Below are 20,306 nucleotides of genomic sequence, written 5' to 3' on the forward strand. Positions count from 1 at the left end.
GTGGATTTTTCGCGTATCTGTTCGGTCGCACCGTCGTTGGGTGACCAGCACGAACGCCTGAAGTCCCCGCCGAAGTGGATCAGCCGTTGAGCCTGCGATTCGAGTCCGACGCGGTGGTCGTGCGCGGCCTCCGTCAGGTCGGCCGGGTCACCACACTGGCGTGGGATGTGTTGCGCTTCATCCCCCGCAGGCCGTTCCAGGGCCGCGAGTTCATCCAGCAGTGCTGGTTCTTCGCCAGCGTCACGATTCTGCCGACCGCGCTGGTGGCGATCCCGTTCGGCGCGGTCATCGCGCTGCAGCTCGGCTCGCTGACCCAGCAGATCGGCGCGCAGTCGTTCATCGGCGCGGCGAGCGCGCTGGCCATCGTGCAGCAGGCCGCCCCGCTGATCACCGCGCTGCTGGTCGCGGGCGCGGGCGGGTCGGCGGTGTGCGCCGACATCGGGTCGCGCACCATCCGCGAGGAGATCGACGCGATGGAAGTGCTGGGTGTCTCGCCGATCCAGCGGCTCATCGTGCCGCGGGTGCTGGCCTGCATCGTGGTCGCCACCCTCCTCAACGGACTTGTCAGTGTGGTCGGCGTCGCGGGCGGCTATTTCTTCAACGTGGTCATGCAGGGCGGCACGCCTGGCGCCTACCTGTCCAGCTTCAACGCACTCGCCCAGCTGCCCGACCTGTGGATCAGCACGATCAAGGCGATCCTCTACGGCTTCGTCGCGGGTATCATCGCGGCCTACCGCGGCCTCAATCCCTCCGGCGGGCCGAAAGGCGTGGGCGACGCGGTGAACCAAACCGTCGTCATCACCTTCCTGCTGCTGTTCGCGATCAACGTCGTGCTGACCGGCCTGTACCTGCAAATCGTCCCACCCAAGGGTTTGTGACCATGGCGATCCGGGAGCGGGCACCCCGCCAGGTCGCCACGCGCGTCCTCGCGGTGGCGAACCAGCCGTTCGACGGCCTGGCCGTGCTGGGACAGCAGCTCGCGTTCTACATGATGGTGCTGCGCTCGGTGCCCCGCACGATCGTCCGGTATCCGCGCGAGACCATGCGGCTGCTGTCCGAGGTGTTCTTCGGCAGCGGGGCCCTCGCGGTCATCGGCGGCACGCTCGGCGTGATGATCGGCATGACCGTGTTCACCGGACTGATCGTGGGCTTGCAGGGCTATTCGGCGCTCAACCAGCTGGGCACGTCCGCGCTGACCGGGTTCATCGCCGCCTACTTCGACACCCGCGAGGTCGCGCCGCTGGCGGCCGGGCTCGCGCTCTCGGCCACCGTGGGGTGCGGCTTCACCGCGCAGCTCGGCGCGATGCGGATCTCCGAGGAGATCGACGCCCTGGAGGTCATGGCCGTCCCGAGCGTGCCGTACCTGGTCACCACCAGGGTGATCGCGGGCGTCGCGGCGGTGATTCCGCTCTACGTGGTCGGTCTGCTCTGCTCCTACCTGGCTTCACGCCAGGTGACCGTGTGGTTCTACGGGCAGTCGTCGGGAACCTACGACCACTATTTCCACCTGTTCCTGCCGCCCGAGGACGTCCTCTGGTCGTTCCTCAAGGTGATGGTGTTCAGCGTCGTGGTGATCCTGGTGCACTGCTACTACGGCTACACAGCGAGCGGCGGTCCCGCGGGTGTCGGTGTGGCCGTCGGCCGGGCCGTGCGCACGGCGATCGTGCTGCAGACCCTGCTGGACTTCTTCCTCAGCCTGGCCATCTGGGGCGCTTCGACCACAGTGCGGATCGCCGGATGAAGCGCGGCGAGAAATTCCGGTACCAGCTCTACGGGCTGGTGTTCCTGGTCGTCGTGGCGACCCTGGTGTGGCTGTCGATCGGCTTCTACAACAAGGCTTTCACCACGGTCGTGCCGGTGAGCCTGGAGACCGACCGGGTCGGCAACCAGCTGCGCGTCGGCTCCGACGTCAAGCTGCGCGGGATGATCGTCGGCGAGGTCCGGGGAATCCGGCCCACCGGCGACCGCGCGGTGCTCGACCTCGCACTGGACCCCGACTCCGTCGACCTCATCCCCGCCAACGTCTCCGCGCGCCTGCTGCCGAAGACCCTGTTCGGCGAACGCTATGTGGCCCTGTTGATTCCCACTGATCCCGCGCCGCAGGCGTTGCGCGGTGGCTCAGTGATCCCCCAGGACCGGACATCGTCGGCGATCGAGTTGGAGAAGGTTCTCGACCGCCTGATGCCCGTTCTCCAAGCCGTGGAACCGGCCAAGCTCGCGACCACGCTCAACGCGATGTCGACCGCGTTGGACGGCCGCGGTGCGCAGTTCGGCCGGACCATCGCCGACCTCGACGCGTACCTGGAGAAGCTGCTGCCCAGCATGCCCGACCTCAAGGCGGACCTGGCCGCCCTGGCCACTGTCGCCGACACCTACGCCGACGCCGCGCCGGACCTGCTGCAAGCGATGAGCGACCTGACCACGACCACCAGGACGATCGCCGAGCAGCGGGTGAACCTCGACCTGCTCTTCAGCACCGCCACCACGGCGGCGGTCGACCTCGACCGGTTCCTGGCGGTGAACAAGGGAAATCTCATCGAACTGGCCGACACCGCCCAGTCCACGCTGGCCGTGCTGGCGAAGTACGCGCCGGAATACCCGTGCCTGCTGGAGAACCTGGTCAAGGCCATCCCCGCGTCGGAGCGCGCGTTCGGCAAGGGAACCGACCACCCGAACGTCTCCAGGGTCACCATCGAGATCGCGTCGAACCGGGGCAAGTACCTGCCCGGGGTCGACACGCCGCGCTACAACGACAAGCGCGGCCCGCGCTGCTACCGGATGGCCCAGCCCGGCGAGAAGTTCCCGCAGTACACCACGGACGGGCCGGTCAAAGACGGCACGTCCAAGCCGCCCGCGCCCAAGTCGGACCGGCCCGAGCAGTTCCGCCCGACCGTCCCGCAGGCGGTGGACGCGCCAGCGCTGGCCAACAGCCCGCAGGAGCGCGACCTGGTCAACGCCCTGCTCGCGCCGGGACTCGGCGTCATGCCCGAGGACGTGCCGCGCTGGGCGGGTCTGCTGCTCGGTCCGGCGTTCCGCGGCACGGAGGTGACACTCCGATGAGGACAGTGCTGGCGCCGCTGCTGAAGATCGCCGTGTTCGCGGTGGTCACCGTGACGCTGACCGTCATGCTGGGCCTCACGATCGCCAACAAGTCCCTAGGTCACACGATGGGCTACGCGGCCCGGTTCACCGACGCCACCGGCATCGTCGTCGGCGACGACATCCGCATGTCGGGTGTGCGCATCGGCCAGGTCACCGACGTGCGGGTGGTGGACGACCGGCTCGCCGAAGTCGCCTTCGACGTCGAGTCCGCGCGCAAGCTGCCCGCCTCGATCACCGCGACCATCAAGTACCGCAACCTGATCGGCCAGCGCTATATCGCGCTCGGCACGGGGGATATCCGCGACCCGAATGACGTCTTCCAGCCAGGTGACACGATTCCGGTCGACCGGACGAAACCCGCGCTGAACCTCACGGTGCTGTTCAACGGTTTCCGCCCGTTGTTCCAGGCGCTGGACCCCGCGCAGGTCAACGAACTCACCGCGCACCTCATCCAGGTGCTGCAGGGCGAAGGCGGCACGATCGACAGCATCCTGAGCCACACCGCGTCGCTCACCACCGCCATCGCCGACAAGGACAAAGTGATCGGCGAGGTGATCACCAACCTCAACACCGTGCTGGACACAGTGAACGGACGAAGCGCGGAGGTGTCCGGGCTCATCGACCAGATGCAGCGGCTGAGCACCGGCCTGGCCGAGCAGCGCGAGCCGATCGGCGACGCGATCACCGCGCTGGGCGACCTGACCACGGTCACCTCGGGGTTGCTCGCCGACATCCGCCCGTCACTCAAGCAGGACATCGCCGGCCTCGGGCAGCTCTCCACCACCCTGGCCGCGCATGAGGACACTGTGGACCACTTCCTCAAGAACCTGCCGGGCAAGGTCAACGCCATCACCCGCTCCGCCAGCTACGGCGGCTGGTTCAACTACTTCCTCTGCAGCGCCTCGGGTCGCATCGGCGTGTCGGAACTCGGCATCGTCGTGGACATCCCGGCCCTGCCGCTGCCGGGCACGCAGCGACCGGAGAGGTGTGGGTCATGAAGTCGCTGCGTGAACGCAACCAGGCAGGGGTCGGCGCGGTCACCCTGGTTCTCATTGTCTTGGTGGTCCTGGCGACGTTCTTCTCCGACGACCTGCCGATCATCGGGGGCGGCACGACGTACTCCGCCGAGTTCACCGAGTCCGCCGGGCTGCGGCCGGGCAACGAGGTCCGCGTCGCCGGGGTCAAGGTGGGCGCGGTCGACGCGGTCGCGTTGGCGGGCAACAAGGTTCGGGTGGACTTCACCGTCCGCGACGCCCGGGTCGGGGACCGGAGCACGCTGTCGATCCAGATCCGCACGCTGCTCGGCGACAAGTTCCTCGCCATCGCCTCCGACGGCGGTCAGGCCCAGGACCCGAACGAGGTCATCCCGAAGACAAGGACGCTGACCCCGTTCGACATCGTCCCGGTGTTCGACCAGCTCACGAAGACCGTCCAGAAGATCGACACCGATCAGCTCGCCGAGAGCTTCTGGGTGGTCTCCGAGGCCATGTCCGGCAGTCCCGCGCACCTGCGCGACGCGCTCACCGGCATGTCCCGCCTCTCCGCCACACTGTCCACCCGCGACGAGGAGCTGTCTCGGCTGCTGTCGAACACCGCGTTGCTGAGCAAAACCGTGGCCGACCGGGACAAGCAGCTGCAGAAGCTGTTCGCCGACGCGGGCCTGCTGCTCGAAGAACTCCAGCTGCGCCGCTCAGCGGTGAGCAAGCTCTTGAGCGGCACCAAGGCGCTCGCCGACGAGCTGCACGGGCTGGTGGCCGACAACACCGCGCAGCTCAAGCCGATGCTCACCCAGCTCGACAAGGTGACGACAGTGCTGGCCCGCAACCAGGACAACCTCAGCAAGGGGGTGGCCGCGCTGGCGCCGTTCGTGCGGGTCTTCAACAACACCGTCGGCAACGGCCGCTGGTTCGAGGGCTACATCTGCGGCCTGTTCCCGCCTTCCACGAAGACCGCGCTGATCGACATCAACCCGGAGGGCTGCTACACGCCTCTGACCCCGGGAGGCGGCAAGTGATCCTGCGTTCCCGGTTCCAACGCGACGCCACGGTGACCGTGACGCTGCTGGCGGTGCTCGGCCTGATCGTCGCGGTCGCGCTGTGGTGGATCGCGATTCCGATGGCGGGCACCAGACTCACCGCGCACTTCGCCAAGTCGATCGGCATCTATCCGGGCTCCGAGGTGCGCGTGCTGGGCGTCGCCGTCGGACAGGTCGACACGGTGGTCCCGCGCGGCGACTTCGTCGAGGTCACCATGACCGTGGACGAAGGCGTGGACCTGCCCGCCGAGGTCTCCGCGGTGTCGGTCGCACCGAGCCTGGTCAGCGACCGCTTCGTGCAGCTCACTCCGGCCTACGAGACCGGCCCACGGCTCGCGGACCGCGCGCTGATCCCGTTGGCACGCACCGCGACCCCGGTCGAGATCGACGACCTGACCGCGAGCGTTCGGGAACTCGCGACCGCGTTGGGGCCGGACGGTGCGAACGCGGATGGCGCGCTGTCCGCTGTGCTCGACTCGGCCGCCGCCAGTCTTGACGGGAACGGCCGACTGCTCAACGACACCATCAAGCAGCTGTCCGCCGCGGCGCACACCCTCAGCGAGTCCCGCGGTGATCTGTTCTCCACAGTGGACAACCTGCAGAAGTTCACCCGCACCCTGGCCGAGAGCGACGCGCAGGTCCGGGGTTTCAACACGAAGCTCGCCGGGGTGACCGACTACCTGGCCGCCGACAGCGACGACCTCGGCGTCGCGCTCACCTCGCTGGCCAGCTCGCTCGGTGAGGTGCGGGGCTTCATCGCGGAGAACAAGGACCTGCTCAAGTCCAATGTGGACCGGCTGGTCGGCATCACCCAGGCCCTCGTCGACGAGAGAGGTGCCCTCGCCGAACTGCTCGACGTCGGCCCGCTGGGCGCGACGAACTTCCTCAACACCTACGACGCGGCATCGGCGTCGTTCTCCATCCGCGGCAACCTCAACGAGTTGACCTACCCGCCGATGGCCTTGCTGTGTCGGACCATCCAGTCGGGCACGCCGACCCAGCTTCCGCCCGCTCTCGGCGACGCGTGCGCGAAGCTGGCGCCGGTCCTCGACGGCGTGGTGAAGCTGCCGTCGCCGATCGAGGCCTTGGCCGCGCTGCAGAGCGGCCAGATCCCGCCCATCGCGCTGCCGATGCTCGACCTGCCCGGCCAGAACGCGCCCGGGGGTGGCCGATGATCAGGCAGTCCTTGGTCTTCGTTGCTGTCTTCGGCGCGATCATGTTCGCGGTGTGCGGCTGTGGGTCGGGCGGACTCTATGACGTGCCGCTGCCCGGCGGCGCTGACCTGGGCGACCATCCCTACCGGGTCACGGCGCACTTCGGTGACGTGCTCGACCTGGTGCCGCAGGCGTCGGTGAAGGTCAACGACGTCGCCGTCGGCCGGGTGGACCGCGTCTCGCTGGCGGGCGACAACACGACGGCGGTCGTGGAACTGCTGGTCAACGGCGATATCCGGCTGCCCGCCAACGCGGCTGCCGACCTGCGCCAGTCGAGCCTGTTGGGGGAGAAGTACATCTCGCTGCGGGCGCCCGCCGATGGGCAGGGGACGCTCGACGACGGCGCGGTGATCCCGATCGATCGGACCAACCGCAACCCGGAGATCGAAGAGGTCCTCGGCGCGCTGTCCTTGCTGCTCAACGGCGGCGGTGTCGGCCAGTTGCAGAACATCGTGCGCGAAGTCAACGCGGCCATGTCGGGCAACGAGGCCGAGATCCGATCCTTCCTGTCCAATGTGGACGCGGTGGTCCGTGCTCTGGACGGGCAGAAGGGCGACATCACGCGGGCCATCGACTCGCTCAACCGCCTGTCCGGCACGCTGTCCACGCAGACCTCGCAGATCACCACCGCCCTGGACCACCTGACACCTGGCTTGAAGGTCGTGACCGAGCAGCGCGATCAGCTCGTGACGATGCTCGGGGCGCTTGATCGGCTGTCCGCCACCGCGGTCGACACGGTCAACCGCAGCCGCGCCGACCTCGTCGAGGATCTGAAGCTCCTCGCGCCGACCCTGCAGAAGCTCGCCGACTCCGGGGCGAACCTGCCCAATGCGCTGCAACTGCTGCTGACGTATCCATTCACCGACTACACGGTCAACGCGATCAAGGGCGACTTCACCAACGTCGATGTCGTGTTCGACCTTGACCTCAGTGTGTTGCTGGACAACATCAACAGCTCCAGTTCGCCGTTCCTCACCCTTCCCGGCGTGGGTGCGGTGCCGCCCACGCTGCCCTCCCTTCCGGCGCTTCCCGCTCTTCCGGTGCCGCAGGCGCCCGCTTCGGCCGGTGGGCTCGGCCCGCTGCTCGGCGGCCTGATCGGCGGGGGTGGCTGATGCTCGCGTTGCCCGTCAAGGTCCGGCTGTTCCTGTTCTCGCTGATCGCCGTGCTCGGAATCGCCTACGTCGGCGGCACCTACGCCGGGTTGGACCGGCTCTTCGGGCTGCGGGGCTATGTCGTGACGGCCCAGTTCGCCGACTCCGGCGGGATCTTCACCAACGCCGAGGTCACCTACCGGGGCGTGCCGGTGGGCCGGGTCGGGGCGCTGCGCCAGGGCGCGGGCGGCGTCGACGTCGACCTGACCATCAGCGACGACGCTCCGCCGATCCCGGCGGACACCCAGGCTGTGGTGGCCAACCGGTCGGCGGTGGGCGAGCAGTTCGTCGACTTGGTCCCCGCCCGCGACGGCGCCCCCTTCCTCGCCGACGGTTCGGTGATCGCCCGCGACCGCACCGAGATCCCCACCGGTCCGGACGAACTCCTGTCCACAGTGGACCGTTTGGTGAGCAGTGTGCCCGTCGACTCGCTGCGCACCGTCGTCGACGAACTGGACCAGGCCTTCCGCGACACCGGTCCCGCCCTGCGCACCCTGCTCGACGACACCGGCGCCCTGACCGCCACGGCGACCGAACACTTCCCGCAGACCGCCGCCCTGCTGTCGGACGGGCGGGTGGTCCTGCGGACCCAAGCGGCCCAGTCGGACCTGATCCGCTCCTACAGCGCGGATCTGCGGACCATCGCGGCCCAACTCAAGGCCTCCGACCCGGACCTGAGGTCGCTGCTCAAGACCGGGCCGGCGGTATCGATGCAGGTCTACGAGGTGTTGCGGGACTCCGGCCCAAGCCTCGGCATGGTGCTCGCGAACCTGCTCACGACCACCCAGATCACCTCGACTCGCGTCGACGGCATCGAGGAACTCCTCGTCGCCTACCCGATCATGGTCGCCGCCGCCCCTAGCGCCAACCCCGACGGCACCGGACACCTGGGCCTGGTCCTGACCTTCGCCGACCCGCTGTCGTGCACCAAGGGATACGAGACGACCAAGCAGCGGCCCGCCAACCAGGTCACCGACATCCCCGCGAACACTCAGGCCTACTGCGCCGAGCCGTTAGGCAGCCCGGTCGGCGTTCGCGGATCGCAGAACGCCCCTTACGGCGGAAAGCCCCGCGAGGTCCCCGCCGCCCCCGCTGCCGCGCCCGGGCAACCGGTGCCGGCATTGCCGCTACCGGGAACGCTCGGGTTGCCGGGCATGGACAAACCCCCGTCATTGGCGTCGCTGCTCGGTCTCGCGTCCGGCTGACACGGGAGCATCAAGCCGTTGCGGTGAAGATCGCAAGAAATAGATCAGCGCTCGACGAGCAGGCCAGTTTCCGCCGCCGGCACCTCGGCGACCGGGCAGCGACCGGCCGACCGGCAGTTCACGGAAGCGCATCACCAAACCCTATCGGCGGTGGCGGCCGCTTCCCGACCAGATCGGCGTCCAACCGGCCCCCGAGCAGCCCCCGCCCTTCCCTGGGGGACGGCCCTTGCCCAGTCTATCGCGAGGGGGTGACAGATGATCTTGGTTTGGGGGCCGCTGTGGATAACCGGTGGGGGTGTGGATAGCTGGTGATCGCCAATTCGGATGCGCTATCTCGACCATAATCGCTACCCATAACATGGGTGGCATGGAACTGGAGTTCCGCCACCTGCGAATCGTGATCGTGGTGGCCGACGAAGGCAGTATCACCAAGGCGGCCGCGGCGCTGGGGTTGTCCCAGCCGTCGCTGACGTCGCAGTTGCAGCGGATCGAGCGGGCGTTGGGGGCGCCGCTGTTCGAGCGGGTTCGGACCGGTGTCGTTCCCACGTCGTTCGGGCGGTCCGTGTTGGCCAAGGCGCGGTCGGTGGTCAACGAGATGGCCGACCTGCGCGGCGACGCGCCCAAGCGGGCGGCGGCGCCGAATCAGCAGGTGGAGCTGCGGATCGGCGGTATCCCGGGGGCGCTGCTCGCCCTGCTGGTCCCGCGGCTGATCGCTTTGCAGGCCAAGGCGACTCCCGAGGCTCCGCCGCTCAAGGTGGCGGTGCACACCGATCCGTCGGTGGCGGCCCTGCTCGCGAAGGTGCGGGCCGGGCGGGTCCACGCGGCGCTGCTGTGGGAAGGCATCGGGTTCGAGGGCAGCGGCGGCGACGGTGTGCGCCGGGAGGTGATCGTGCCGGTCGAGCCGCAGTTCGTCGCGCTGGCCGAGTGGCACCCGCTGGCGGCACAGGGCACCGTCGAACTCTCGGCGCTGGCCGGGGAGAGCTGGGTCGTCGACCCGCAGGAGGACCACGGCGGGATCGCCGCCCTCCGCTGGGCGTGCCGCAAGGCGGGGTTCGACCCGCGGATCACCCACGAGGCGAGCGACGCGGTGTCGGCCCGCGAGTTCGTCACCAGCGGCCAGTGCGTGAGCCTGGCCCAGCCCACCTCGAACGAGGGCATGGGCCTGGTGGTCCGCCCGCTGGTGGGCGACCCCATAGTCGGCCGCGTCGAGCTGGCCTGGAAGGACCCGTGCCCGGTCGACCCGGAGATGATGCGCGGGGCCGTCGCGGCGACCTACGCCGGGCTGATCGACCGCAACTCGAGCTACACCAAGTGGTGGGCCGAACACGGTGTCCTCATTTCGTAGTATCCGGCCCACGACATTTGTTTTCGGCGCTCAACTTCGTCGGCTGAATGGCGCAGTTAACTGTTAAGTCGCCGAATGCGTTGTGCGGGTGGAAGTTGTGGGTCATTCTGGCGTCGTGGGTTATCCCGGAGGCGAAGCGACGGCGGTGCTCGAACCCGCGCCGCGCCCGTTTCTGCGCACCGCGCTCGACGAGGTGCGCGACCAGGTCCGGCCGCTCGTCGGCCTCGGTCAGTCCACAATGGAGCATCAGGGTTTCGGTATGGCCGTGGCCACAGTGGATGGTGAGCTCTGCGGTGTCGGCGACTACCAGGTCCCGTTCCCGCTGCGCAGCCTCGCGAAGGTCTTCGGCTTCGCCCTCGCCCACGCCGTGGACAGCAGGCCCGGCCCGCAGAACCCGTTCGACGCGTTGGGCGCCCTGGTCACCACCGACCGCCTGCTGAGCCGCACCGGCGACGCCGCGGGCGCGCTGCGCGCCTTCCTCTCCACCCAGTCCGGCAACCGTTCCCTCGCCGAAGAACCCGAGCCCACCGAGTCCTCCGCGCTGGCCCAGATCATCGCCGGCTCCGACGCTCTCGACAACCCGGTCTCGACGGTCGTCGACCACTTCAACCGCCAGGGTGCGATCGCCATGTCCTGCGCGGACCTCGCGACCGCCGCGTTGTTCCTCGCCCGCGGCGGCGTCGGCGCGGACGGCACCCGGCTGCTGGCCCGCGAGGCGACCCGGCGGCTCAACGCGATCATGCTGGTCTGCGGCATGTACGACGGCGCGGGCGAGTTCGCCTACCGCGTCGGCCTCCCGGCCAAGAGCGGGTCCGGCGGCGGCATCATCGCCGTGGTGCCCAACCGGTGCGTGGTGTGCGTGTGGAGCCCGGGACTCGACGCCTGCGGCAATTCGGTTGCCGGGGTCGCCGCGCTCGAAGCGTTTTCGACCGTGACCGGCTGGTCGGTTTTCTAGTCGCTATTTCCGCACTGAAACACAGCTCGCCGGTCAAAGTCCGCCACACCATTGCCTTGCGGACGTGAAACCGCCACCATGTTGCTGGATGGCGTGCCGCAGTCGTGCAGGGTCGACTGCGGTCGGCCGTCCTGCCTCGCCGCCAACGTTCCACTCGGCCGGGACACCGGGTGGCACGCCCTCGCACGGCGAGGCCGGAGGCCCGGCGCTGTCGGCACCTCGTCGGCGCCGGGCCTCCACCTTCAGTCGATCTAGTCGTCCGGAGTGGACTCGCTGGTGCGTGGCAGCAGCCTGCGGTCGTCGTCCTGGCCGGTCAGGCGGGCGCCGTTGTCCCGCTCGGCTTGGGCGTAGTGCGTCGGCGGGTCGCGTAGGGCGTCGGTCAGTTCGGCGAACGTCGGCAGCAGGGCGGCGGCTTCCCGAACCTGCTCGGGGTGTCGCGCCAGCCACCAGACCGCGGCGCTGCCGGGATCGGTGAACACGTTCTCCGCCAGGTAGGCCCGGGTGCTCTGCTCCAGTTCGCGCTCCTGGTGCAGGACCTGCTTCTCCTTGCGCAGCTCCGCCAGCCGGGTGATCCGGGCGGCGTCCGTCTCCGGCACGGTCAGGCCCACCTCGTGCGCCCAGGCGACTATCCGGCCGGACCGGTCGGGCAGTTTGGCGCCCAGCTCGGCAGCGAGGCGGGGCAGCGCGGCCTCGGCGTCGGCGGGGGAGCAGGTGACCGTGATCTGCCGGGCCCGCTCCAGGATCGCGTGCACCGCCAGGCCGCGCGGGTTGCCGTGCTCGCTGCCCTCACCGCCGGTCCAGCAGACCTTGCAGGACAGGATGAAGCGGTAATACGGCTCCGCGCTGTCGATCGGGATGGCGGGGACGTGGTGCTCGTCCGGCACGGGCTCGACGACGGGCTTGGGCCGCGACCGGGCGACGTCGGCCAGCATCGCGGCCTGCTCGCGGTGGAACATAACCTGCCGGGCCCCCATCGCGCCCGCCGCGAGGGACAGCACCAGCAAGATCACCGTCAGCCAGCGCGGCAGGTCGAACGCGAAGGTCAGCATCAGCGGCAGCAACAGGGCGGCGCCCATCACGAGGATGGGCGCCCGCCATCGCGCGGAAATCTCCACACGGACTACGTACCGTGTGCGGGCGCCCACGCGACAGGCCATCGCACGGGATTCGCTCGAACATACGAACGTCTCTGGGCCAAGCGGCTGAATCAATCCTGCGTCACCGCAACGCGGCGCGAATCCGCTCGGCGAAGTCCTCGGCCCGATGCTCGTCGTCGTACGGGTGGCGGGGCCCCAGCCAGAACCGCAGCCCGTCCTTGACCCGGCGCGGGATGACATGCAGGTGCAGGTGCGGCACCGACTGGCTGATGACGTTGTTGATCAGGATCATCGACCCGTCGGCCCCCAGCCCGTCCTCGACCGCCCGCTCCAGCCGCTGCGCGAGCGTGAAGAAAGCCGGAACCTGGTCGCCCGGCAGGTCGCTGAGGATGCCCATGTGGACCTTGGGCACGAGGAGGGTGTGACCGTGGAAAAGTGGACGGTGGTCCAGGAACGCGATGGTGTCGTCGTCTTCGTGGACCACCGTGGCGGGCAGTTCACCGGCGACAATCCGACAGAACGTGCACGGCTTCGACACCTGACCTCCGGGTTTTCGGGGGTTTGCTGGGCACAATATTCGCGTGACCGCGCCCGACACGCCCTATCAGGTCCGCCGAGCCCCGACCCAGTACCGCGCGGGCAGGCAGATCGAACGCATCCTCGACGCCGCGTCCCGGGTGGTACTGGACAAGGGCTACTCCGCGGCCACGACGGCGGACATCGCGCGGTCGGCGAAGGTGTCGATCGGCTCGGTGTACCGGTACTTCCCGGACAAGCCCGCGGTCATCAAGGCCGTCGTCGAACGCAACATCCTGCGCTACCTGCACCGCGTGCGGGCCGAGTCCGACCAGCACGCGCACTGGGCCGCCGCGGTCGAGCACGCCTATGACATCTACATCGACATGTGCCGCGCCGACGAGGGGTTCCGCGCGATCGGGGGAGCCGGGCTCGCGCTCGGCGACCTGCAGGAGTCCGGCGAACTCGACGTCCCCCTGGCCGATGCCCTCGCCACCGTCCTCGTCGCCCGCTTCGGCTTCGCCTCCACCGCGGCGTTGCGCGTGTCGATGCTGCAGGCGGTGACGGTCGGCGAAGTCATGGCCCGGCTGGCGTTCCGGCTGCGCGGCGCGGGACACCCGGAGACCCTGCGGCAGGGCCGCCGCATCGTCCGCGATCTCATCGGCGCCCACGCACCGAATTGAGCGCCGAATTTTGTTCGGCGGCGGCCGGCCCGGAGATCTCGCCGTCGAATCCCGGTCGCCGTCCGAGACCAAAACGGCCGCCCGGTTTCGTGACCCCGCGATAGTCCTCTCGGGATGGTCATCCTGTGCGCACCCCCGAAAATTGGAGTGCCGATGAGCCGTCTCGCCACGCTCGCCGTGCACGCCGGCCGCGAGGATCTCGCCGGTCTTGGTGTGCACGTGCCGCCCATCGACCTTTCGACCACCAACCCGGTGCCCAGCGTGGCGTCCGGTGGCGCGGCCTACGAGGCCCTCGCCACCGGCGGTCTTCCTCCGGCCGAGGGCGGTCTGGTCTACCAGCGCCTGTGGAACCCGACGGTCGCGCGGTTCGAGGACGCCCTCGCCTCCCTGGAGACGGCCGAGCAGGGGGTGGCGTTCGGCTCGGGCATGGCCGCGCTGACCGCCTGTCTCATCGCGACAGTCGGAGAGGGCAAGCCGCACGTCGTGGCGGTGCGGCCGATCTACGGCGGGTCCGACCACCTGCTCGCGACCGGGCTGCTCGGCACCGAGGTCACCTGGGTCGAGCCGGACGGGATCGCCGCGGCGCTGCGGCCCGACACCGGGCTGGTCCTGGTGGAGACCCCGGCCAACCCGACGCTGGAACTGCTCGACCTGACCGCCGTCCGCGAGGCCGCCGGAGACGTTCCGGTCATCGTCGACAACACCTTCGCCACGCCGGTGCTGCAGCGGCCGGTCGAGCACGGCGCGGCGCTCGTGCTGCACTCGGCGACCAAGTACCTGGGCGGGCACGGCGATGTCATCGGCGGTGTCGTGGCGACATCGGCGGACTGGGCGGCGAAGCTGCGCCGGGTCCGCGCCGTCACCGGCGGGCTGATGCACCCGCTGGCCGCGTACCTGCTGCACCGGGGGCTGCAGACGCTGCCGGTGCGGGTGAACGCGCAGCAGGCGACCGCAGTGGAACTCGCCGGGTGGCTGGGCGAGCAGCAGCATGTCGAACGCGTGTACTTCCCGTCCGGCCCGCTGGTGGGCAGGCAGATGGCGGGACCGGGCGCGATGGTCGCGTTCTCCGTCACCGGCGGCTACGACAGCGCGGCACGCCTGGTCGAGGCGGTGCGGCTGATCACCCACGCCGTGTCGCTCGGCGGCGTCGACTCGCTGATCCAGCACCCGGCGTCGCTGACGCACCGGCCGGTGGAGTGCCACGCCAAGCCGGACGCGGCCGTGGTGCGGATGTCGGTCGGCCTGGAGCACCTGGAGGACCTGCGCGACGACCTCGCGTACGCGATCAAGGAGGCGCACCGCTGACCGGCCGGTACATTCGGCCAATGGGCCAACCGAGTGACCTGGACGCGGTGGATGTCGCGATTCTGCGCGAGCTGCAGAAGGACGCCCGGCTGCAGAACAAGGAACTCGCCGCCATCGTCGGGGTCGCCCCGTCGACCGCGCTGGAGCGGGTGCGGTCGCTGCGCAGACGTGGGGTGTTCACCGGGTTCCACGCCACGGTGAACCTGGCCGCGCTGGGGAGGCCGGTCAGCGCGCTGCTGTCGGTGCGGGTCCGGCCGCATCGGCAGCAGATCGTGGCCGCGTTCAAGGCGTTCGTCCTGGAGCAGCCCGAGACCGTCTCGCTCCTGCACGTCGCCGGGCCCGACGACTACCTGATCCAGGTCGCCGTGCCCGACACCGCCCACCTGCAGCAGCTGCTGATCAATCGGCTGCTCAGCAGGCCCGAGGTGGTCTCGGTGAACACGATGCTGGTGTTCGAAGCGATAGGCCAACCGGTGCAAGGGCCGATCGGGTCATAGCTGTCACTCACATGGGTGATATGCCAACTGTGAATGACGCATTGGTGTCGATGGCGCGATTGGGTAGCCAACCGCTGGTCAGGTGCGGTAAACAGGCGAGGTCGAATACACCGTGTCACCAGATCGCGGCTCTTAGCGGCGGTGACACTCGGCCAGTCGGGTGATGACGATGAGCCAATCTTGCGAAGAGTTACCGCCCGGCGACCTGGGCGAGGTCGATGACCTTCTGCGCGCTGTCGTGGCCGATGGGTTCACCGTGTACCTCTGCGGCGGCAGCGACAGCCCGGAAGCCATCGTGGCCACCTACGCCTGGGAGAACCACATCGACTACGTGGTGATCAAGGACGCGCACGACGTGACGGCCGCCAGATCCCGGCAGGTCCACGACTGGGACGTGTTCACCGCCGAGTCGGTCGTCTGGTCCTACCACGGCCATGCCCGCTGGGCGCTGCGCGCGATCCTCGACCTGCTGCCCCCGGACCACCCGCAGGCCCCGGACGACGAATACCCGGCGCCCGCCAGCCTGCAGGTCGACGAGTCCTACCTGCGCAAGGTGTCGGTCCGGTCGCCGCGGCCGGGTCTCGTGGCCCGGCGGGCGATGCGGCTGCGCACCGCGACCTACGGCTGCCGCATCGGCTGAGGGTGCTCACAGCCGCGTGGTGGCACCATCGGGGGCATGAGACGCCTTCTTCTCGGCCTGAGCGGGCTGGCCGCCGCGGCTTGGGCCGTGCGCGACGTGCCCGTCGCCATGGGTGCCAAGGCCCGAGGCGAGCGCGCCGACCGCGTGAGCCGATCGCCCCAGTTCCGCGACGGCCGGTTCCACAACCGCGCGCGCACGATCCAGTTCGACCAGGAAGCAGGCGGCGGCCTCGTCCGCGAGCTGCTGTTCGGCAAGCAGCAGCGGACCCCGGTGGGCGAGATCCCCCTGGTCACGCCCGAGCCGCCGACCGACGACGGGCTGTACCTCACCTGGTACGGCCACGCGACCACGCTCGTCGAGATCGACGGTGCCCGCGTGCTGTTCGACCCGGTGTGGAGTGAGCGCGTCTCGCCGTCGCAGCTGGTCGGCCCGCGCAGGCTGCACCCGATGCCGCAGCCGCTCTCCGACGTGCCCGACGTCGACGCCATCGTGATCTCGCACGACCACTACGACCACCTCGACCTGCCGACCGTGCGGGAACTCGTCCGCACCCAGACCGCGCCGTTCGTGGTGCCGCTCGGCGTCGGCGCGCACCTGGAGCGGTGGAAGGTGCCCGCCGACCGGATCATCGAGCTCGACTGGGAGGAGAGCGCCGAGGTCGCGGGCGTCCGGCTCATCGCGACCGCCGCGCAGCACTTCTCCGGCCGCGGCTTCACCCGCGACGAGACGCTGTGGACGTCCTGGGTCGTCGCAGGACCGACCCGCAAAGTCTTCTACACCGGCGATTCCGGCTACTTCGACGGCTACCGCGAGATCGGTGCGGCGCACGGCCCGTTCGACGCCACACTCATCCAGGTCGGCGCCTACGCCGACGGTTGGCCCGACATCCACATGACCCCGGAACACGGCGTCGCCGCCCATGTCGACCTCCAGGGCGGGCTGATGATCCCCGTGCACTGGGCGACGTTCAAGCTCGCGCTGCACGCCTGGACCGAGCCCGCGGACCGGGTGTGGGCCGAGGCGAAGGCCCGTGACGTCGCCCTGGCCATCCCGCGCCCGGGCGAACGGGTCGACGTCGACGCCCCGCCGACCGTCGACCCGTGGTGGCAGATCCTCGCATAGGCTCGGGACGTGCTGATTTTCCGCGAAGCGACCCTCGCTGACGTGCCCGTCCTCGTCCCGCTGATCGAGTCCGCCTATCGGGGCGATTCGAGTCGGACCGGCTGGACGACCGAGGCGGACCTGCTCGAAGGCCAGCGCACCGACCCCGGCGGCGTCGCCGAGGTGATCACCGCGCCCAAGAGCGCGCTGCTCATGGCATGGTGCGACGACGACCTGGTGGCCTGCTGTCACGTCGCCGAGGAGGACGGCGCCGGGTACTTCGGCATGTTCGCCGTGGTCCCGGGCCTGCAGGGCGGCGGCATCGGCCGCGACACCCTGGCCGAGGCCGAGCGCTTCGCCCGGGTCGAGTGGGGCCTGGGCGAGATGCGGATGAAGGTCATCAACGCCCGCGAGGACCTGATCGCCTGGTATGTGCGGCGCGGGTACACGCGGACCGGCGAGATGACCCCGTTCCCCTACGGCGACGAGCGGTTCGGCGTCCCGCTGCGCGACGACCTCGCCTTCGAGCTCCTGGTGAAGCCGCTTGGTTGACGGCAACCCGAGGACACGGTCTGCTGTCCCTGTGTCCACCGCCTCGTACCGCCAGCTCCGCTTCGTCGCCCCCGCGGGCTCCACCGAGTTCCTCCTGATCCGGCACGGCGAGTCCGCCGCCGCCGATCCGGAGCGCAAGTTCGATCTTGTCGGCGGCCAGGGCGACCCACCGCTCGCCCCCGAGGGCGAGCACCAGGCCGAGCGGGTCGCGGCCCGGCTGTCGAGCCTGGGGATCGACGCCATCTACGTGACCACTCTCCAGCGCACCGCCATGACCGCCGCGCCGCTGGCCCGCGCGCTGGACCTGGCGCCGCAGGTGGAGGCCGACCTGCGCGAGGTGTTCCTCGGCGAGTGGGAGGGCGGCCTCTTCCGGCAGAAGGTGGCCCAGAACGACCCGATCGCGCTGCGGATGCGCGAGGAGCAGCGGTGGGACGCGATTCCCGGCGGCGAGTCGAACGAGGCGTTCGCGAAGCGGGTCCGCGGGGCGGTCGAGCGGCTGGCCGCGCGCCACCCCGACCAGCGGGTCGCGGTGTTCACCCATGGCGGCGTCATCGGGCAGGCAATCGCCCTGGCCAGCGGGTCCGCGCCGTTCGCGTTCCTCGGGTCGGACAACGGGTCGATCTCCCAGCTCGTGGTCGACGGCCCGGTCTGGCACGTCCGCCGATTCAATGACACAGCTCACTTGGACCACGGAAGGACCGTCGGACTGACCTAAAGTGCTGGGATGGCACCACGTCAGGTTTCCGACACCCGCATCGTCGACGCGCCCGCGGCCGAGATCTTCGAGCTGCTGGTGGATCCCGCGAAGCACCCCCTGATCGACGGGTCCGGCACCGTGCTGGCCGCGCGCAGCACCGGGCCGCGCAGGCTCAAGCTGGGCGAGAAGTTCGGCATGGACATGAAGATGGGGCTGCCGTACAAGATCCTCAACACGGTCGTCGAGTTCGAAGAGGACCGGCTGATCGCGTGGCGGCACTTCTACGGCCACCGGTGGCGCTGGCAGCTGCGCGACCTCGGCGACGGCCGCACCGAGGTCACCGAGACCTTCGACTGGTCCACCACGCGCCTGGGCTTCCTGCTGGAGCTGGTGAAGTTCCCCGGCAAGAACCTCAAGGGCATCCGGGTCACGCTCGACCGGCTCCAGCGGCGCTTCGCAGGCTGATTCGTCCAGCGGGGGGTCGTCGCCGGTGCGACCATGGATCTATGACGTATCCCGAAAATGACCCTCGCTATTCCGACCCCCGGCGCGAGCCCGTCGTGCCGGGGATGCCTGCCGAGGAAGAAGTCGTCCATGAGCGCGTCGCCGACACCGACGCGAGCCGCAACCGTGCCGTCGGCATGGTGTGCAGTCTCATCACGTTCCTTTGTGGACTGTTCGCCGTGGTGCTGGTGGCCAAGATCATCCTGACCCTGGCCGACGCCAACCCGTCGAACGGCTTCGCGTCCTTTGTGGACAAGTTCTCCGGAGCCGTGTCGCTTGGTTTCGATGGCCTCTTCACCCCGGCGTCGGAGAAGATCGGCGTGCTGCTCAACTACGGCATGGCCGCGATCGTGTGGCTGTTGATCGGCGCCGCGCTCACCTACCTCATCCGCCGGTTCGCCGCACCGGGACCGCGCCGCGAGGTCCGCTACCGCCGTTCGGTCGAGTGATCAGCGGTCGGGTTTGCCTTTCTTCTTGCCCTTTCCCGATTTTGACGGTTCTTCGGGCGGTTCCGCCGCCGGCGCAGGCTCAGCCGTCGTCGTCGGGGGCGGCGGGACCGCGACCACCGGCACAGGCGTCGGCGTCGGGTTCGGCACCTGCGAGGTCGCGGGCGGCGGACTGACGGCGGTCCGCCCCGGGTCCTGTGTGGACATCGCGACCGCGGTCCCGCCGAGCAGGATCGCGGCGCTCGCGGCGGCCAGGCGCACCGCCGTCGCGCGCGTCCGGGGCTTGGCGAGCGGTGGGAGTTCGGCGGTCGCCTGACGCGACACCGGCGGGGTGGACGGGCGCACCGGGGGCAACGGGCGCCCGCCCGTCAGCGCCGCCGCGGCGAGCCGCTGGGCGCAGTCCGCGGCGTCCGGCCGGTCGGCCGGGTTTCTGGCGGTCATGGCCGCCAGCGTCTCCGACCACGGGTCGGGCAGCCCGTCGGGAATCCTGGGGTCGCGGCGCAGCCGGGCGACGGCCGCCTCGACGTCGGTGCCGTCGTACTCCGGCCTGCCGGTGAGGCACTCGATCAGCATCAGGCCGAGTGAGTAGATGTCGGCGGGCGGGCCGCACGGCTCGCCCTGGACTTGTTCGGGCGCAAGGTAGGCGGCGGTCCCGACGCAGTGCCCGGTCAGCGTGACCCGCTCGTCACCCTCGGCGCGGGCGATGCCGAAATCCGCGAGGTAGCAGCCCACCGTCTCGCAGAGCAGCACGTTGGACGGCTTCACGTCGCGGTGCATGATGCCCTGGGAATGCACGTAGGCGAGGGTGTCGGCGAGCCGCGCACCCAGCCAGGCCGCCCGTTGCGGGTCGAGCGGACCGCCGTCGATCTCCCGGCGCAGCGTGCGACCACGCACCAGCTGCATGACCAGATACGGGCGGTCGCTGTCGGGGGCGACATCGAAGACGCGCAGCAGGCCAGGGTGTGACAGGCCGCCGAGCAGTCGGGCCTCGGAATCCAGTCGTGCGGCGGTTTCGCCCTCGGCGCGGCGCCGGAACAGCTTCACGGCGACCTCGCGGCCGAGGCGGACATCGGTGGCCTCATGCACGTCGGCCATGCCGCCGGTGCCGACCAGTCGGCCGAGTCGGTAGCGCCCGTCGAGCAAGTCGCCCGGTCGCATGGCCCACCCTCCGCTCGATCGTCCCAGCCGACTGGAGAATTACCCGCAGTGGGCGCCGCATAAACGCTGGTCCGGAACGGGTGAGCCTGGTGAAAAATGGCAT

Annotated in this window: 22 protein-coding genes; 19 read left to right on the plus strand and 3 right to left on the minus strand. The window is 69.7% G+C overall.

Annotated elements, in window-relative coordinates; translation table 11 throughout:
• The first annotated feature begins 92 nt into the window (after positions 1-92).
• The 10 genes from ACUZ2Y_RS25330 (at position 93) to ACUZ2Y_RS25375 (ending at position 11,007) form a co-directional block, all read left to right on the plus strand.
• Entirely contained in the window at positions 93-878 is a 786-nt protein-coding gene (locus ACUZ2Y_RS25330) for an MlaE family ABC transporter permease (protein WP_476332067.1), read from the plus strand.
• Entirely contained in the window at positions 875-1,741 is an 867-nt protein-coding gene (locus ACUZ2Y_RS25335) for an MlaE family ABC transporter permease (protein ID WP_476323326.1), read from the plus strand. The genes ACUZ2Y_RS25330 and ACUZ2Y_RS25335 overlap by 4 nt, the downstream gene beginning before the upstream one ends.
• Positions 1,738-3,060 (plus strand): MCE family protein, encoded by a 1,323-nt coding sequence (locus ACUZ2Y_RS25340; protein WP_476323329.1) that lies wholly within the window; start codon positions 1,738-1,740, stop codon positions 3,058-3,060. The genes ACUZ2Y_RS25335 and ACUZ2Y_RS25340 overlap by 4 nt, the downstream gene beginning before the upstream one ends.
• A complete protein-coding gene (locus tag ACUZ2Y_RS25345) occupies positions 3,057-4,100 on the plus strand; it encodes an MCE family protein (protein WP_476323332.1) in 1,044 nt (347 codons plus the stop codon). Before ACUZ2Y_RS25340 ends, ACUZ2Y_RS25345 begins: the two co-directional genes overlap by 4 nt.
• On the plus strand, positions 4,097-5,116 hold the full coding sequence (locus ACUZ2Y_RS25350) for an MCE family protein (RefSeq protein WP_476323335.1): 1,020 nt from the start codon (positions 4,097-4,099) through the stop codon (positions 5,114-5,116). Before ACUZ2Y_RS25345 ends, ACUZ2Y_RS25350 begins: the two co-directional genes overlap by 4 nt.
• Complete coding sequence (locus ACUZ2Y_RS25355) at positions 5,113-6,312, plus strand: MCE family protein (protein WP_476323338.1); 1,200 nt, start codon at positions 5,113-5,115, stop codon at positions 6,310-6,312. Before ACUZ2Y_RS25350 ends, ACUZ2Y_RS25355 begins: the two co-directional genes overlap by 4 nt.
• Positions 6,309-7,463, plus strand: coding sequence for an MCE family protein (locus ACUZ2Y_RS25360; RefSeq protein ID WP_476323341.1), 1,155 nt, complete (start codon positions 6,309-6,311; stop codon positions 7,461-7,463). Before ACUZ2Y_RS25355 ends, ACUZ2Y_RS25360 begins: the two co-directional genes overlap by 4 nt.
• Entirely contained in the window at positions 7,463-8,707 is a 1,245-nt protein-coding gene (locus ACUZ2Y_RS25365) for an MCE family protein (protein ID WP_476323344.1), read from the plus strand. Before ACUZ2Y_RS25360 ends, ACUZ2Y_RS25365 begins: the two co-directional genes overlap by 1 nt.
• A 367-nt stretch (positions 8,708-9,074) precedes the next feature.
• A complete protein-coding gene (locus ACUZ2Y_RS25370; RefSeq protein ID WP_476323347.1) occupies positions 9,075-10,052 on the plus strand; it encodes a LysR family transcriptional regulator in 978 nt (325 codons plus the stop codon).
• A 115-nt stretch (positions 10,053-10,167) separates the two neighbouring features.
• Positions 10,168-11,007: a glutaminase gene (locus ACUZ2Y_RS25375; RefSeq protein WP_476323350.1), complete on the plus strand. Its 840-nt coding sequence runs from the start codon at positions 10,168-10,170 to the stop codon at positions 11,005-11,007.
• Positions 11,008-11,258: 251 nt separating this feature from the next.
• Here the strand turns inward: ACUZ2Y_RS25375 and ACUZ2Y_RS25380 are convergent, their stop codons facing one another.
• Entirely contained in the window at positions 11,259-12,122 is an 864-nt protein-coding gene (locus ACUZ2Y_RS25380; protein WP_476323353.1) for a hypothetical protein, read from the minus strand.
• Positions 12,123-12,225: 103 nt separating this feature from the next.
• Positions 12,226-12,642 carry an HIT family protein gene (locus ACUZ2Y_RS25385; RefSeq protein ID WP_476323356.1) on the minus strand — a complete coding sequence of 139 codons (417 nt, stop codon included), beginning with the start codon at positions 12,640-12,642 and terminating at the stop codon, positions 12,226-12,228.
• A 43-nt stretch (positions 12,643-12,685) separates the two neighbouring features.
• Between ACUZ2Y_RS25385 and ACUZ2Y_RS25390 the strand changes: the two genes are divergently transcribed.
• From ACUZ2Y_RS25390 to ACUZ2Y_RS25430, 9 genes are all read left to right on the plus strand, one after another.
• Positions 12,686-13,303 carry a TetR/AcrR family transcriptional regulator gene (locus ACUZ2Y_RS25390; protein ID WP_476323359.1) on the plus strand — a complete coding sequence of 206 codons (618 nt, stop codon included), beginning with the start codon at positions 12,686-12,688 and terminating at the stop codon, positions 13,301-13,303.
• 153 nt (positions 13,304-13,456) lie between these two features.
• Positions 13,457-14,608 (plus strand): trans-sulfuration enzyme family protein, encoded by a 1,152-nt coding sequence (locus ACUZ2Y_RS25395; RefSeq protein WP_476323362.1) that lies wholly within the window; start codon positions 13,457-13,459, stop codon positions 14,606-14,608.
• A 20-nt stretch (positions 14,609-14,628) separates the two neighbouring features.
• Complete coding sequence (locus ACUZ2Y_RS25400) at positions 14,629-15,105, plus strand: Lrp/AsnC family transcriptional regulator (RefSeq protein ID WP_476323365.1); 477 nt, start codon at positions 14,629-14,631, stop codon at positions 15,103-15,105.
• A 169-nt stretch (positions 15,106-15,274) separates the two neighbouring features.
• On the plus strand, positions 15,275-15,745 hold the full coding sequence (locus ACUZ2Y_RS25405) for a hypothetical protein (RefSeq protein ID WP_476323368.1): 471 nt from the start codon (positions 15,275-15,277) through the stop codon (positions 15,743-15,745).
• Positions 15,746-15,781: 36 nt separating this feature from the next.
• Positions 15,782-16,867, plus strand: a complete 1,086-nt coding sequence (locus ACUZ2Y_RS25410) for an MBL fold metallo-hydrolase (RefSeq protein ID WP_476323371.1) — start codon at positions 15,782-15,784, stop codon at positions 16,865-16,867.
• Positions 16,868-16,876: 9 nt separating this feature from the next.
• Positions 16,877-17,398, plus strand: coding sequence for a GNAT family N-acetyltransferase (locus tag ACUZ2Y_RS25415; RefSeq protein ID WP_476323374.1), 522 nt, complete (start codon positions 16,877-16,879; stop codon positions 17,396-17,398).
• Positions 17,399-17,429: 31 nt separating this feature from the next.
• Positions 17,430-18,113: a histidine phosphatase family protein gene (locus ACUZ2Y_RS25420; protein ID WP_476323377.1), complete on the plus strand. Its 684-nt coding sequence runs from the start codon at positions 17,430-17,432 to the stop codon at positions 18,111-18,113.
• A 9-nt stretch (positions 18,114-18,122) separates the two neighbouring features.
• A complete protein-coding gene (locus ACUZ2Y_RS25425; RefSeq protein ID WP_476323380.1) occupies positions 18,123-18,560 on the plus strand; it encodes an SRPBCC family protein in 438 nt (145 codons plus the stop codon).
• A gap of 41 nt (positions 18,561-18,601) precedes the next feature.
• On the plus strand, positions 18,602-19,048 hold the full coding sequence (locus tag ACUZ2Y_RS25430; protein ID WP_476323383.1) for a hypothetical protein: 447 nt from the start codon (positions 18,602-18,604) through the stop codon (positions 19,046-19,048).
• Here the strand turns inward: ACUZ2Y_RS25430 and ACUZ2Y_RS25435 are convergent, their stop codons facing one another.
• Positions 19,049-20,203 carry a serine/threonine-protein kinase gene (locus tag ACUZ2Y_RS25435; RefSeq protein ID WP_476323386.1) on the minus strand — a complete coding sequence of 385 codons (1,155 nt, stop codon included), beginning with the start codon at positions 20,201-20,203 and terminating at the stop codon, positions 19,049-19,051.
• Positions 20,204-20,306: the final 103 nt, after the last annotated feature.

It is taken from the genome of Actinokineospora sp. UV203, assembly GCF_056323665.1.

What these genes read in the sequence shown, in the direction of transcription:
- ACUZ2Y_RS25340 (WP_476323329.1), top strand. Translation starts at nt 1,738, where the DNA reads ATGAAGCGCGGCGAGAAATTCCGGTACCAGCTCTACGGGCTGGTGTTC.
- ACUZ2Y_RS25345 (WP_476323332.1), top strand. Translation starts at nt 3,057, where the DNA reads ATGAGGACAGTGCTGGCGCCGCTGCTGAAGATCGCCGTGTTCGCGGTG.
- ACUZ2Y_RS25350 (WP_476323335.1), top strand. Translation starts at nt 4,097, where the DNA reads ATGAAGTCGCTGCGTGAACGCAACCAGGCAGGGGTCGGCGCGGTCACC.
- ACUZ2Y_RS25360 (WP_476323341.1), top strand. Translation starts at nt 6,309, where the DNA reads ATGATCAGGCAGTCCTTGGTCTTCGTTGCTGTCTTCGGCGCGATCATG.
- ACUZ2Y_RS25365 (WP_476323344.1), top strand. Translation starts at nt 7,463, where the DNA reads ATGCTCGCGTTGCCCGTCAAGGTCCGGCTGTTCCTGTTCTCGCTGATC.
- ACUZ2Y_RS25370 (WP_476323347.1), top strand. Translation starts at nt 9,075, where the DNA reads ATGGAACTGGAGTTCCGCCACCTGCGAATCGTGATCGTGGTGGCCGAC.
- ACUZ2Y_RS25395 (WP_476323362.1), top strand. Translation starts at nt 13,457, where the DNA reads ATGAGCCGTCTCGCCACGCTCGCCGTGCACGCCGGCCGCGAGGATCTC.
- ACUZ2Y_RS25400 (WP_476323365.1), top strand. Translation starts at nt 14,629, where the DNA reads ATGGGCCAACCGAGTGACCTGGACGCGGTGGATGTCGCGATTCTGCGC.
- ACUZ2Y_RS25405 (WP_476323368.1), top strand. Translation starts at nt 15,275, where the DNA reads ATGAGCCAATCTTGCGAAGAGTTACCGCCCGGCGACCTGGGCGAGGTC.
- ACUZ2Y_RS25410 (WP_476323371.1), top strand. Translation starts at nt 15,782, where the DNA reads ATGAGACGCCTTCTTCTCGGCCTGAGCGGGCTGGCCGCCGCGGCTTGG.
- ACUZ2Y_RS25425 (WP_476323380.1), top strand. Translation starts at nt 18,123, where the DNA reads ATGGCACCACGTCAGGTTTCCGACACCCGCATCGTCGACGCGCCCGCG.
- ACUZ2Y_RS25430 (WP_476323383.1), top strand. Translation starts at nt 18,602, where the DNA reads ATGACGTATCCCGAAAATGACCCTCGCTATTCCGACCCCCGGCGCGAG.
- ACUZ2Y_RS25435 (WP_476323386.1), bottom strand. Translation starts at nt 20,203, where the DNA reads ATGCGACCGGGCGACTTGCTCGACGGGCGCTACCGACTCGGCCGACTG.